This window comes from Xanthomonas sp. NCPPB 2922, from assembly GCF_041520885.1.
In the GTDB taxonomy this organism is placed as follows: Bacteria; Pseudomonadota; Gammaproteobacteria; order Xanthomonadales; family Xanthomonadaceae; genus Xanthomonas; species Xanthomonas campestris.
This window is the reverse complement of record NZ_JBGOFY010000004.1, coordinates 216,061-229,875: the sequence shown is the minus strand read 5'-3', so window position 1 is coordinate 229,875 and position 13,815 is coordinate 216,061. Positions and strand designations below refer to the sequence as shown.

General features: G+C 67.3%; 11 protein-coding genes. 5 read left to right on the top strand and 6 right to left on the bottom strand.

The annotated features are described in order from the left end of the window. The first annotated feature begins 257 nt into the window (after positions 1 to 257). Entirely contained in the window at positions 258 to 1,568 is a 1,311-nt protein-coding gene (locus ACD584_RS07740; RefSeq protein WP_070693335.1) for a hemolysin family protein, read from the top strand. Continuing rightward, entirely contained in the window at positions 1,552 to 2,226 is a 675-nt protein-coding gene (locus tag ACD584_RS07735; RefSeq protein WP_175611495.1) for an exopolysaccharide biosynthesis protein, read from the top strand. Before ACD584_RS07740 ends, ACD584_RS07735 begins: the two co-directional genes overlap by 17 nt. A 31-nt stretch (positions 2,227 to 2,257) precedes the next feature. Here the strand turns inward: ACD584_RS07735 and ACD584_RS07730 are convergent, their stop codons facing one another. After that, positions 2,258 to 2,758 (bottom strand): pyridoxamine 5'-phosphate oxidase family protein, encoded by a 501-nt coding sequence (locus ACD584_RS07730; protein ID WP_070693339.1) that lies wholly within the window; start codon positions 2,756 to 2,758, stop codon positions 2,258 to 2,260. Between the two features lie 60 nt (positions 2,759 to 2,818). Continuing rightward, positions 2,819 to 3,820 (bottom strand): LLM class flavin-dependent oxidoreductase, encoded by a 1,002-nt coding sequence (locus ACD584_RS07725; protein WP_076035919.1) that lies wholly within the window; start codon positions 3,818 to 3,820, stop codon positions 2,819 to 2,821. Between the two features lie 422 nt (positions 3,821 to 4,242). Between ACD584_RS07725 and ACD584_RS07720 the strand changes: the two genes are divergently transcribed. Next, positions 4,243 to 5,649 carry an MFS transporter gene (locus ACD584_RS07720; RefSeq protein WP_076035920.1) on the top strand — a complete coding sequence of 469 codons (1,407 nt, stop codon included), beginning with the start codon at positions 4,243 to 4,245 and terminating at the stop codon, positions 5,647 to 5,649. A gap of 80 nt (positions 5,650 to 5,729) precedes the next feature. On the opposite strand, the gene ACD584_RS07715 is transcribed toward ACD584_RS07720, so the two are convergent. After that, the gene (locus ACD584_RS07715; protein WP_070693345.1) at positions 5,730 to 7,430 is read right to left on the bottom strand and encodes an ABC transporter ATP-binding protein; all 1,701 of its coding nucleotides are present in this window, start codon (positions 7,428 to 7,430) and stop codon (positions 5,730 to 5,732) included. Between the two features lie 39 nt (positions 7,431 to 7,469). After that, the gene (locus ACD584_RS07710) at positions 7,470 to 8,558 is read right to left on the bottom strand and encodes an HPr kinase/phosphatase C-terminal domain-containing protein (RefSeq protein WP_076035921.1); all 1,089 of its coding nucleotides are present in this window, start codon (positions 8,556 to 8,558) and stop codon (positions 7,470 to 7,472) included. A gap of 219 nt (positions 8,559 to 8,777) precedes the next feature. Between ACD584_RS07710 and ACD584_RS07705 the strand changes: the two genes are divergently transcribed. Further along, the gene (locus tag ACD584_RS07705) at positions 8,778 to 10,265 is read left to right on the top strand and encodes a radical SAM protein (protein ID WP_228437998.1); all 1,488 of its coding nucleotides are present in this window, start codon (positions 8,778 to 8,780) and stop codon (positions 10,263 to 10,265) included. Between the two features lie 52 nt (positions 10,266 to 10,317). Then, positions 10,318 to 11,532 carry a nucleotidyltransferase family protein gene (locus ACD584_RS07700; protein ID WP_175611496.1) on the top strand — a complete coding sequence of 405 codons (1,215 nt, stop codon included), beginning with the start codon at positions 10,318 to 10,320 and terminating at the stop codon, positions 11,530 to 11,532. Between the two features lie 17 nt (positions 11,533 to 11,549). Here the strand turns inward: ACD584_RS07700 and ACD584_RS07695 are convergent, their stop codons facing one another. Both ACD584_RS07695 and ACD584_RS07690 read right to left on the bottom strand, forming a co-directional pair. Next, positions 11,550 to 12,662 (bottom strand): glycosyltransferase family 4 protein, encoded by a 1,113-nt coding sequence (locus ACD584_RS07695; RefSeq protein ID WP_162277161.1) that lies wholly within the window; start codon positions 12,660 to 12,662, stop codon positions 11,550 to 11,552. Continuing rightward, entirely contained in the window at positions 12,659 to 13,789 is a 1,131-nt protein-coding gene (locus ACD584_RS07690; RefSeq protein WP_175611796.1) for a glycosyltransferase family 4 protein, read from the bottom strand. The genes ACD584_RS07695 and ACD584_RS07690 overlap by 4 nt, the downstream gene beginning before the upstream one ends. Between the last annotated feature and the right edge of the window lie 26 nt (positions 13,790 to 13,815).

Below are 13,815 nucleotides of genomic sequence, written 5' to 3'. Positions count from 1 at the left end.
GCCGTCGAGGGAGAGACGGCACCAAGGGCGAATTATGACCGTTCCATGACCTGTCTGGGTATATCGACGCTGCGCGGCCCCTTCACATGGGCATTTCCCGGCTCGAACCACCCTGTGATTTGCTAACATGACACCGCGCCTTCGGGCGCATCCTATGGAAGACGACCCTAGCCCCCCCTGTTGCCGCTCCGCCCTTGAGGCCGCCGGCGACCTGCGTCCCACCCCGCCCTCCCCTTCACTGACCGGGGAATGCGCCCGTGGTTGAGTTCCTGATCGTCATCGCCCTGATTCTGTTGAACGGCTTCTTCGCCATGTCGGAGATGTCGCTGATGACGTCTCGCAAGAGCCGCCTGAAGCAGATGGCAGGCTCGAGCAAGCGCGCCGCGCGGGCGCTGGCCCTGGCCGAGAGCCCGGAAAACTTCCTGTCCACGGTCCAGATCGGCATCACCCTGATCGGCATCCTGACCGGCGTGTTCGGCGGCGAGGCGATCGGCATCGCCATCGGCACCTGGCTGCAAGGCATCGTGCCGGCGCTGGACCCGTACGCGCCGGTGATCGGCAAGACCCTCGCGGTGGCGCTGATCACCTTCCTGACGCTGATCTTTGGCGAGCTGGTGCCCAAGCGCCTGGCCCTGCGCAATTCCGAAGACATTGCCGGCGTGGTGGCCGTACCGATGGCCTGGCTGGCGAAGATCGCCGCGCCCGGCGTGTGGGTGCTGGCGCGCTCCACCCGGCTGGTGCTGCGCATGTTGGGCATGGGCAAGGACGAATCGGCGTCTGTCAGCGAAGAAGAGATCCGCATGCTGGTGGCCGAAAGCCACGAAGCCGGCGTGATCGACGCGCACGAGCGCGACATGATGAACCGGGTGATGCGCCTGGGCGACCGCACCGCCGACAGCCTGATGACGCCACGCAACCGCATCGCCTGGCTGGATGCCAACGCCGAACCCGAACGCAATCTGCATGTGATGCGCGAACACGAGTTCTCGCGCTACCCGGTGTACCGCGGCAGCGACCAGGACATTGCCGGCGTGCTGGAAGTCAAATCGCTGGTGACGCGCATGGATGGCCACGGCGCGCAGTTGTTCCAGAACCTGCGTGACACCTTGTTCGTCTCCGAATCCACGCATGCGATGAAGCTGCTGGAAATCTTCCGCGAAGAACAGCAATCGATGGCGCTGGTGGTGGACGAATACGGCGAGATCCGCGGGCTGGTCACCATCAGCGACCTGATGGGCGCGGTGGTCGGCCGCCTGCAGGCGGTGGAAAACACCGACGACGATGCGCTGGTGGTCACGCGCGCAGACGGCTCGCTGCTGATCGATGGCTCGCTGCCGGTGGAAGAACTGCGCGAAGTGCTGGGCGCCGAGCTGCCGGAAGCCGATGAGGGCGATTACCACACGCTCGCGGGCCTGTGCATCTACTACTTCGGCCGCATTCCGCAGGCCGGCGAATTCTTCGACTGGGCCGGCTGGCGCATCGAGATCGTCGACCTGGACGGTGCGCGCGTGGACAAACTGCTGTTGCGCCGCGTTGGCGACGAGGACAGCGATGACATCGTCGGGTGATGCCGCGCCGCCGCCCGATGCGGCGGCAGACCGCGAGCAGATGCGCTACCGCAACGAAGGTATCCGCAGCCTGCTGGCTGCCTTCAGCGACGGCGACCCGCAGCAGGTGCTGCGCGTGCGCGAGATCCTGGCCGACCTGCAGCAGAGCGCGTTCGGCGTGTTTCTGTTCCTGGCGATCCTGCCATCGTTCATCCCGATTCCGGGCGTAGCCGGCGGCATCAGCGGCCCGCTGACGGTACTCATTGGCGTGCAGATGATGTGCTGCCTGCGCAAGCCCTGGGTGCCGCGCTTCATTGGCGAACGCGGGCCGCGCCGCAGTACCGGCCAACGCTTCATGACGCGGCTGGCGCCGACACTGCGACGCCTGGACCGGATGCTCAAGCCGCGTCTGCACGGTTTGGTCGATCGCCGTCCGGCGCAGGTATTCACCGGATTGCTGCTGGTGCTGGTCGGCATTCTGCTGACCCTGCCGATCCCGTTCACCAACTACATCTTCGGGCTGATCCTGCTGCTGTTCGCGCTGGCATTGCTCGAACGCGATGGCGCCCTGCTGCTGGTTGGCTGGGGCGCAGCGTTGCTGTCGGTGGCCGCCTTTGGCGTGACCTCCGACCAATTGGTGGACCTGATCCGTGGCTGGTGGCCTGCCGCCTGGCGCTGAGCGCAGGCGGCAGGCAGCTGCATCACCCGCTTTACTTGAGGTCCACGACGCGGTTGTCCGACAGGCTGCCCGGATCGTCGGTCACTGCAGTCATCACGAAGTACAGCGCCTTGCCGAGCAGCCCGCCGGGGCCGTCCCAATACTCGGCCGATTCGGCGCGCACGTGGATCAGGCGCAGGTTCGGGTCGTCCTTTCCGCCGGGGAAGAACACCTTCATTGCCGGCGACCACAGTTGCTCGATCTTGACGCGGTCATCGATCACCCGCGCAGTGCCGGCCACCGAGACGTAGCTGTTCTTCGATGCCGAGGCATAGGCGACATTGACGCGCGGATCGGCGGCGATTTCGGCCACCTTCGGGCTGTCGGCGGCGGTGGCAAACCACAGGTCGCCATCGAACTCCACTTCCTGCGTGCCGAGCGGCCGGCTGACCAGCCGGCCGTCGGCCGACACGGTGGTGAACATTGCCACGTTCACCCCGCGGATCAATTCCGCCAGTTGCTTGATGCTCTCGCCACGTTCCTGGATCTGCATGCAGTCACTCCCAATAGATGTGGCTGCATCTGAGCGGATCGGTGCGCAAAGCAACGTGAATCACGCCGTGGTCACGTCCAGCTCGCGGCAGGCCGCCGCAGCGATCTCGAACGAGCGCAGACGCGCGGCGTGCTCGTAGATATTGGCGGTGAACAACAACTCGTCCGGTGCGTGCCGTTCGATGAAGGTGGCAACGCCCTGCGCCACCTGATCTGCATCGCCGAGCACGGTGCAGGCCAATGCACGCTCCACGCCGGCTTTTTCATGCGGCTGCCAGAACGTTTCGATGTCGTCCACCGGCGGCGGAATCTTGCCCGGCCGGCCGCGACGCAGGTTGACGAAGCTCTGCTGCTGGGTGGTGAACAACTTGCGTGCCTGCGCGTGCGTTTCGGCAGCCACTACGTTCAGCGCCAGCATCACGTACGGCTTGGACAGCTGCGCGGAGGGACGGAACTCGCGGCGGTAAATTGCCACTGCTTCATCCATTGCATCGGGTGCGAAGTGCGAGGCAAAGGCAAACGACAGCCCCATCGCCGCGGCCAGCCGCGCACTGAACAGGCTGGAGCCGAGCAGCCACACCGGCACGTCCAGGCCCGCACCGGGCACGGCCTGCACCAACTGGCCCGGCACGGCCGGCGCGAAATAGCGCAGCAGTTCGGCCACGTCCTGCGGGAATTGGTCGGCATTGTCGAAGTACCGGCGCAGGGCGCGGGCGGTGGGCTGGTCAGTGCCGGGCGCGCGGCCCAGGCCCAGGTCGATCCGCTGCGGATACAGCGAGGCCAGCGTGCCGAACTGCTCGGCCACCTGCAGCGGGGCGTGGTTGGGCAACATGATGCCGCCAGCGCCCACGCGGATGGTCCTGGTGCCACCGGCGACATGGCCGATCAACACCGCGGTAGCAGCGCTGGCGATGCCCGGCATGTTGTGGTGCTCGGCAAGCCAGTAGCGCTGGTAGCCCCAGCGTTCGGCGTGCTGCGCGAGATCGAGCATGTTGGCGAAGGCGTGGGTGGTGTCGCTGCCTTCGCAGACCGGTGCCAGGTCCAGCACGGAAATGGGCGTCATTGGATGACTCCGGGAAGAATGATGGGACAGAGATGGGGCTGCGCTGCGCGCATTGCCAGCGGTACAAGGGCTGGCTGGGGGATTACAGCGTCCCAGCAGGTGAACACCGGTGGGCGCGTCTGTGGCGGTCAGGCAGACCGCAGCGAAGCGTACTGTGTCGCGGGAGTGGTCGGGCTTGCTTGAGCGGATTGATGGCCAGCGAACGGCAGCCGCGACGCATACGTGCGCATGTGGGGCACGGCATCGCGCGTGCATTTCGCAGTGGTGAAATCACGCAAAGCCGCGCTGCAGCCCTCCGCCAGCGGGCATGTCAGGCGGGCACACACCCCCTTGCGAACATGCAGCGCAGGTAGCGAAGCCGCACTGCGCAATGCCGCAGCTGGCTTGGCTATGCTCAGGCGCCCTGCCACTTGGCGCCTGCAATGACGTCTTCTTCCACCTCCGCTGCCGCGACGGCGAGCAGTGCGCAGATCGCCGCGCGCATCGACCGCCTGCCCGCCAGCGCCACGCTGTGGCGGCTGGTCGGGCTGCTGGCGCTGGGCGGTTTCTTCGAGTTGTACGACCTGTTCCAGACCGCCTATATCAGCCCGGGGCTCATTCGCGACGGCATCTTTGCCAGCGGCAATGACGGCGCCTTCGGCATGTCCGATCAAGCCGCGTTTGCCGCGGCGACCTTTCTTGGTCTGTTCGTCGGGGCCGCCCTGCTCAGCCCCTTTGCCGATCGCTTCGGTCGCCGCCTGGTGTTCACCGTGGCGTTGGTCTGGTACACCGCCGCCACGGTGGCCATGGGCCTGCAGAGCACTGCCACGGCAGTGATCGTGCTGCGCTTTGTGGTGGGGATCGGGCTGGGCATCGAACTGGTGACCATCGATACCTACCTGTCCGAACTGGTACCGCGTCACATGCGCGGGGCCGCATTTGCGTTCGCGTTTTTCCTGCAGTTCCTGGCGGTGCCCAGCGTGGCGCTGAGCGCCTGGCTGCTGGTGCCGCACGCGCCGCTGGGTGTCAGCGGCTGGCGCTGGGTGGTGTTGCTGAGCGGTGTGTTTGCGCTGGCGATCTGGTGGCTGCGCAGCCGGCTGCCGGAGTCCGCACGCTGGCTGGCGGCGCAAGGGCGGCATGCCGAGGCCGAAGCGGTGATGGCCCAGCTCGAAGCTGCCTGCAGCCGCGATCTTGGCCGGGCGTTGCCGCCGCCGGAACCGGTGCAATGGGTCGCCGCACCCGACAGCCGTCTATCCGCATTGTGGCGGCCGCCCTACCGCGGGCGTATCGGCATGCTGGTGGTGTTCCAGATCTTCCAGGCCATCGGCTTCTTCGGTTTCGGCAACTGGCTGCCTGCGCTCATCAACGCGCAAGGCGCCGGGGTGACCAAGAGCCTGGCGTATGCCTTTGCGATTTCACTCGCTTACCCACTGGCGCCACTGTTGCTGCTGCGTGTTGCGCATCGCTGGGAAAACAAATGGCAGATCAGTGCATCGGCTCTGGGTGCAGTGGCATTTGGCGTGCTGTTCGCGCTACAGCACGCGCCGCTGGGCATGATTGCCTGCGGGGCAATGATTGCCTTCTGCAATGCGTGGATGAGCTTTGCCTACCACGGGTACCAGGCCGAACTGTTCCCCACGGCACTGCGCGCACGTGCGGTGGGTTTTTGCTATTCCTTCAGCCGGTTGTCTACGGCCGGCAGCAGCGTGTTGATCGGTTGGCTGCTGGCGCAGACCGGCAGCCACGGCGTGCTGGCCTTCATCGTGATCAGCATGACGATCGTGGCCAGCGTGATTGCTGCGTTCGGCCCACGCACGCGCAATCGTGCTTTGGAAGACATCGCGGGCTGATTGCCGCGTAGCGCCTGTAGCGCAAAGCCGTGCGGCGTCGCGCGAGCGTCGTGCGTTGACGGTTGATGCGGGCCGCTGCGCTACGGCACGGCTTCCGCGGGCGTGGTCGCCGCAGCACCCAGGGGCACCGTGTGGTCGGCGATGCTGGCCAGGCTGGTGCGATGCGAGACCACCACCAGCGCGGTCTGCGGTAACCGCTGGCGCAACATGCACAGCACCTGTTGCTCAGACTGCGCATCCAGTGCGCTGGTCGCTTCGTCCAGCAAGGCCAGCGCTGGGGCGCGCAACAACACTTGTGCCAGCAACAGCCGTTGCAGTTCACCGCCGGAGAGCCGGCCATCGCTGCCATTGATCGGCGCATCCAGCCCGAGCGGATCGCGCTGCAGCCGCGCACCCAGGCCGACATCGGCAAGCGCCGCCCACATGTCTGCCTCCAACGCGCCGGGCAGCGCCCACTTCAGGCAATCGCGCACGCATCGCTGCCATGGCCGTACGCCCTGCCCCACATAGGCGCTGTGGCGGATCAGTGCGCGGTACTCGGGAAACCCCAGCATGCGGCCCGCCATGCGTGCCTGCAGGTGCAACGGCGCGGTCTGGCCCGACAGCACATCCATCAGGCTGCTCTTGCCGATGCCCGATGGCCCCACCACCAGGGTGATCTGCCCGGGCACCAGCGCCAGGGGGGGAATCTGCAGCGCGGACAGTGGCTGCAGCAGCGTGACGCGATCAATCTGCAGCGGCGCCGGCAATGTCGAAGCATCAGCACGTGTGGATTCACTGCGCGGGGCGGCAAGCGCCACATAGCGGCGCCACAGTTGCAAGGCCGGCCACGCCGAACGCAACTGCTGCACGCTTTGCCGGGTGGACACCAGATACGGCAGCAGGCGGCCCAGCAACAGGCTGACGGTGATCAACGCGGCGCGATCGGCGCCCTGCCACAGGTTGGCCACCACCAGAATGCCGGCGATGGCGGCCACTGCGGTGAGCTCCAGCAGCAGGCGGCTGTTGGCCACCAATGCCTGCTGCTGCGCGTAGCCCTGCCCCAGGCGATCGGAAATGCGCGTGTAGTGGCCGGCTTCAACATCCTCGCGCTGGAACGAGCGCACGTGGCGCAGCCGCCGCGGGAAGTCCTCGCTCAGCCAGAACAGCCGGGTCATGTCGGCCACGTAGTCGCGACTGATACGGGCCTGCTGCGCACTGCCCGAAGCCCGCAGCCCGCACCAGGCCAGCACCAGCAATACCGGCGCGGCGGCAGCCAGGCCCGGCACGATCAACAGCGCCAGACACACACTCACCACTGCGGTGATGCCGGCCACCAGCAACTGCAGCACCGCACTGAACCCCTGCGTGGCGATCTCGATGTTGTAGGTCAGCACGTTGGCGATTTCCGCCGAGCTGGCATCGGCCAAGGCCGGCAATGGCGCCTCGAGCAAGGAGGCATGCACGCGCTGGCGCAGGCCGATGGCATAGCGGCTGGTCAAGCGGGCCGCCAACCGCGCGCTCTGCCAGCGCAACACGGCAAACAGCAGGCTCACCAGGACGAACAGGCTTGCCTGCAATGGCAGGCCGCCGGGCAGGACCAGTACCTGCCCGGCCACGCGCAGGCCCTGGCCGGGCTGCACCAGCGGCACCAGGCACACGGCCACCGCGCTGCCCGCCAAAGCGGCGGCGAGCGACAGCAGCACGTAGAGCGCAATGCGGCTGCGATCGGCACGCACCAGCGTGGCGGCAAAGTTGCGCACCACCACGCGGACCGATGCACGCGATGTGGCGGCGTCCATTTCAGCGCTCGTCATGGGTTCACGTGTTGCGCCATGCGCTCACGCGCCCGGCAGTAAGGGTGCGGCACGGTGCAGCAGCTGCAGCAGCGCATCCACTGCGGCATCCGGATGCGCGCCGCGTTGCATGCGGTACACGCCACGCTGCTGCACCTGCGCGATGAAATGCGACCAGCCGGGCTGGCCGGCCGCATATGGCTGATCCGCCGCCAGGCATGCAGCGATCTCCTCGTGCGCCATCGGCGTCAGCAGGTGGGCCGGATCGGTGGCCGGCACATCGCTCAGCAACACCACCGCCGCCAACGGCAGCGGTGCCGGCGCGAGCACCGCGCGGCTATCGCGCAGATCGACCTCGAACTTTTCCACCCCGCTGCGCCGCCGGATGGTGGGCGCCGCACTGATCCAGGCGCGGGTGGATGCATCCAGCAGGCCCAGCGATGCCGGCCGCAGATGCAGGAAGTTGGCCACGCCGGTTGCAACCAGATGGTGCGGCTCCACAAAGACGCCGTCTTCGGCCAAAAATTGCAGCCCACGCAACAGGCTGTGCAAGGCCAGGGTCGACTTGCCGGCGCCACTGGCCCCGAGCAAGAGCGCACCATGTCCCTGCCAGCCAACGCAGGCGCCGTGCAGCGGCACCAGCGACATGCCACGCGCTGCCAACAGGAACACCGCGAATTCGATCAACTCGTAGCGCAGGTGATAGGCATGCATCAGCATGTCGTCCGACACCACCACCATGGCGCGCCGCTCGGCGACCGACACCATCAGGTAGTTGCATTCGTCCATCACCCCGCACAGCAGACCGGCAGCGGCATGCGTGCGAACCGGCGGCGGCTCGGCCACCGGCGCGCGCGGCGCACGCGCCACCACATCAAGGGTGATATGGAACTGCGGGGCGCCATCGAAGCGATGCGCAGGCAGCCCGGCGTACGCGGCCTCAACCAGCGCAAGCAGGGCCGGGCTGTCGCTTTCGAAGTGGAACGACGCGCCAAGCACCTGCTTGCGCACGCCATGCCGGCGTGGCCGTAGCTCGCCAAACGGATCCAGCGGGGCCGGCGTCACAGCATGCGCGCACTCCGCCCGCAACGCGCTGATTGGCGCCAATTCCGCCACTGCGGCCGACTGCGGCATGCCGTTTCATCCGTGCACAAGTTCAGCAGGTGTGTGCGGCTCGGCCGCTGAAAGGTTGCGTGCATTGCTAGCCGCGCGCATGAACGGCGCGCAGCGCGCGGCTCGTGCATCGGCACAACCAAAGTGGCTTGCATGCGCACCTACTGCCGAGCCGAATGCCGGTGTCTTGCGCGCGCCGCTGCTGCGCCCACCTGGCGACAGAACGAGAACCTTGCGCAGATGCTAAAGATCCAGGTCAGCCATTCGTACTTCCTGCGTTACGACCCCAAACAATGGGAACGCGGCAAACCCTATCCACCGCTTGCCACGTTGCAGGTGGCCGCGTTGCTGCGCGAGCACGGCCATCGTTTGAGTTTGTTCGACGCCATGCTTGCCGACGACGTGCAGGACTACCCCGGCGCGCTGCAGGCAGCGCAGCCGGACCTGGTGGTGTTCTACGAAGATAACTTCAACTTCCTCACCAAGATGTGCCTGAGCCGCATGCGCGAGGCGGCGTGCACGATGATCGCCGCCGCGCGTGCACAGGGCTGCCGCGTGCTGGTGGCCGGTTCCGATGCCTCCGACAACCCGGATGTGTTTCTGGCCGCCGGTGCCGATGCGGTGTTGATCGGCGAAGGTATCGCGCCGTTGCTGGAACTGGTGACGCGGTTGGACGCGAACCCGCAGTGCGCCCCCGACACCTGGCTGGACGGTGTGGCACGCATCGCCACCGCACATCCGGCCGCCGCTCGCGAACACGTGGGCGCGCAGCCGCCGGATGCGCGGCTGGGCGGCTTGCCAGCGTGGGATCTGGTGGACATCCCGCGTTATCGCACCTTCTGGCAACAACGCCACGGCTATTTCAGCCTCAACATGGCTGCCTCGCGCGGCTGCCCGTTCCGCTGCAACTGGTGCGCCAAGCCGATCTGGGGCAACCACTACAAGCGCCGCAGCGCCGAAGACGTGGCCGCAGAGATGATCCATCTCAAGCGCACATTTGGGCCCGATCACATCTGGATGGCCGATGACATCTTCGGCTTCCATATCGACTGGGTGGAAACCTTCGCCGAGCAGCTCAGCGATGCCGATGGTGCGATCCCCTTCATGATCCAGACGCGCGCCGATCTTGCCAGCGACCGCATGGCCACCGCCCTGGCACGTGCCGGTTGCGCCGAGGCGTGGCTGGGCGCGGAGAGCGGGAGCCAGCGCATCCTGGACAAGATGACCAAGGGCACGCAGGTGGCTGATGTCATCGCCGCACGCCGCCGTCTGGGTGCACGCGGCATCCGCGTGGGCTTCTTCATCCAGCTGGGCTATCTGGGCGAAGAACTCGCCGACATCCTGGCCACCCGCGCCTTGGTGCGCGAGGCCGCACCGGATCTCATCGGTGTCAGCGTGTCGTATCCGCTGCCCGGCACCAAGTTCTACGAGGAAGTGAAAAATCAGCTGGGTGGCAAGACGCATTGGCAGGACAGCGACGACCTGGCAATGATGTTCCGCGGCGCCTACGACTCGGAGTTCTACCGCAGCGTGCGCAATCTGCTGCACACCGAGGTGGATTTGCAGCAGGCGCGCACCACGATGGGCGATGTGGCCTATGCGCAGGCGTGGCAAGCGCTGGAGCAGCGCTGGGACAGCTTGATCGCCTCCGAGCACGCACATCGCGCCGAACCGTTGATAGCGGCGGCGCGACCAGTGCGCCAGCTGGCCAGCGTGCTGGTCGGCTGAAACGCGCCACGGCCCTGCACCACCGTTGTTACCTCTCTTCCGGATTGCCTCGATGCAGCCTTCGCTTCGCACGATCAAACATGGCCTGCGCACGGCCACCGAACAGCTCGCCCGGGAGCTTGCGCAGCCCAGCGAGGCGCCGCCACGGTGGGATCGCCTGCAATGGCAGCTGGCAGCCGCCGCTGCCGCCGCACATGGCGTTTCGCCGCTGCTGCAACGCAAATCACTGTGGCAGACAGCCGAATGGACACGCTTCCTGGATGAACAGCGTGCGCACGTGGCGCATCGCCATCGCCGTATCGCCTTGCTGTTGACCCAGATCGATGCCGCCGCAAGAAGCGCCGGCATTGCAGTGACTGGACTCAAGGGCACTGCCCTGCATCGGCTGGGCGTGTATCTGCCCGGCGACCGGCCCATGGCCGACATCGATCTATTGGTAGAGGCTGAGGACGCGCCGCGTGCGGCCGAGCTGCTGTGTGCGCTGGGCTATGTGGCCTCGTTCGACCAATGGAAGCACCAGGTGTTCAAGCCGGTGCACGGCGAGGCCGTGGCCGGGCTGGGCGAGCACCGCGATGCACCGATCAGCATCGAGCTGCACACGCGCATCCAGGAACGCTTGCCGGTGGCGTGTGTGGACATCACCGCGCGTGTACTGCCGGAGCGTCCGCAGCCCGGTCTGAACGCCTATCCGTCGATTGGCGCGTTGATGTGCCATTTGCTGCTGCACGCCGCCGGCGGTATCTGCCACCGCAGCATCCGCCTGATGCACCTGCACGACCTGGCATTGCTGGTCACACGCATGGGCCCGCGCGATTGGGAGGTGCTGTGGGAAGACAGCGCTGCGCCGCCGTGGTGGGCGTTGCCGCCGCTGCTGCTGCTGCAGCGCTACTACGGCGATGTGGTGCCGGCCGCGGTGCTGGCGCGCCTGCGCGCGCAGTGTGCGCCGTTGTTGCGGATGCGCGCCGCGCGCCTGACCTTGACGACCGCGTCCTGCTCCAACTTATGGCTGCCGGCGTTGCCCGGCATCGAATGGTCACGCTCGCTGGGCGAGGCACGCCAGTACCTGCACCAGCGCATCGCGCCGTCGGCAGAGAGCCGCAAGGAGCGCGCCGACATGCTGCGCACGCAGTTGTGGCTGCAAGACCAGCCGTGGGTGCGCCAGTCGCAGACGCGGCGGCTGATGACGCGCCTCACCCGCCCGGTGCCACGCACCGACATGCTGTACGTGGTGCGCGCGGCGCTGGATGGGTATCTGCAGCCGGCCTGAGGCCAACCTGCAGTTGATCAGCGCAGCGGTCGCTGCGCGCAGAGTTCGCGGTACAGGGTTTCGAACAGCCGGGTGGTCAGCCCGGCATCTTCGCGGGTGGCGCGGCATTGCGCGGCCCAGGCGAGCCGCAGGCGCAGTTCGTCATCGGCCAGCACCTGGCGGATCGCTTCGGCCAGGCCGGCCCAATCGCCCGGTGGTACCGCCAGTGCGGCACTGGGCGCCCACTCGGCCAGATGACCCACCGCCGTACCCACCGTGGGCACGCCCACCAGCGCGGCTTCCAGTAACACCATCGGCCCGGCTTCGTGCAGCGAGGACATCAGCAGCAGATCGGCGGACTGCATGATCGGGCGCAATTCGCGCTGCGTCTTGAAGCCCACAAAGCGCACCTGCGCGCTGAGATCCAGCTGTTCGGCCAATGCGTGGATCCTGCCGTCGAGCGTGTCGACACCGACGATGTCCACCATGAATGCCACGCCGGCACGCTTGAGGGCAGCCAGGGCGCGCAGCAAGGTGGTCTGATCCTTGACCGGGTTGAGGCTGGCCACGTGCAGCAGCCGCGCCACACCGCCGCTGCGTGCACGGGGCGGCGCCGGTGGCCAGGCGCGCAGGTCCACGCCCAGCGGCACACGCTGCGCCGTCACACCCAGCGCATGCAACGAAGCAATGATGGGCAGGCTGGCTGCGGTGACACGGTCTGCCAGGCGCAGGATCACCGCCTCGCGCAGGCGCCCGCGCCAACGCCGGCGGCCGCCGTAGCCGATGCCGTGCAGCGCCACCAACTCGCCGCCGGCGATATGCACCACGCTGGGCCGCCGCAGCAGCTTGGCCGCCACCACCGCAATCAGACTGCAATAGCCGGAAAACAGGGCCTGCACCACGTCGAATGGCGCGCGCCGATGCTCCTCGCGGATCGCGGCGATCGCACGCAGGCGGGTGCGGTGTTGGCCGATGTTGTGCACGGTGGCGCCGCGCAGCATCCAGGTCGCCGGCTCCGGCTCCTGGTGCAGCACGAACACATGCACCTCGTGGTTGCGCGCCAGCCAGTCGATCAAGGTCAGAAACACCGGAATCACACGCACTTCGCCGCTGCGGTCCACGCCACCGGGCACCACTACTGCCAGTTTCATTGCCGTTGCCCCGCTGCCGTGCGCAGCACCTGTGTGTAGGCGTCGCGCCATTGCCGGCCCACTGCGGCAAACGACAACCGCGCATCAAAATACGCACGCACCCGCGCCCGGCCGGGGCGCTGGCGTGCGTGCGCCACCAGAAGATCGGACAGGCGCGCGGCATCCCCCACCGGAAACAGCGCGCCCATGGACGCGTTGTCGCTGAGCGCGCGGAAGGCGGGAATGTCGCTCAGCAGCGGCAGCGTTCCGCAGGCATAGGCTTCCAGCGCGGCATAGCCGCAACTCTCCGCATGGCTGGCGGAGACGAACACATCCGCCGCCCGCTGCAGCTGCTGAATTTGCGCATGCGTGACCTTCCCTAGCAAGTGCACGCGTGATGCAAGCCGTGGGTCGTCGTGGATGCGCTGGCGCACCGCCTCCAGCAGCGGCGTCTCATGGAAGGCGCACCACAGCCGCAGGTCAGGCAGACGCGCTGCCGCCATAGCCACGGCATCCAGCACGCACAGCGGGTCCTTGCCCTCGCTCAAATGACCAACCCACAGCACGCATGGGTCGCCGGCCAGGCCGGTGACCGCACGCGCCTGGATGCGGTCGCCCGGCGTGAAGCGGCTACTCGACTCGGGGATCGCAAACAGCTGCGTGCGCGGCCCAAACAGCCTGGCACGGACGAAGGGGTGCGCCAGCGCCAGCGAGGTGAACGCGATGCCGGCCGCCGCTGCGTAGCGCGCGCGCCACACCGGCTTGCGCCACCAGCGCGGCGGCCGATTGGCATGGTCCTGCAGCACGATCGGCACCTGCGGCAACAACCGTGCAAGGCGCCGCGCATCGCCGGCAAATTCCAGCCCGTGCACATGGATCACCGCAACGTCGAGCTGCTGCAACAGATCAGCCAGCCGCCGCGCACGTGCGGCGCTGCCGCGCTTGCCAGGTTCGAGAAAGTGATACGCCACGCCCTGCCGCGTCAGCTGCTCGGTGTGCGCAGACACCTGCACTACCGTCACCTGGGTGCCGGTGCTGGCGACTGCTTCGGCAATGTCGGCCAGCGATGGCCACTGCGCGAATACCTGCGCAGCGTCCCAGCCGCTTGGCGCGGGCAGCAGATTGAGATGGGCCACGTGCACCGTCAGTCCCCGGAGCACAGGGGACGTGCGGC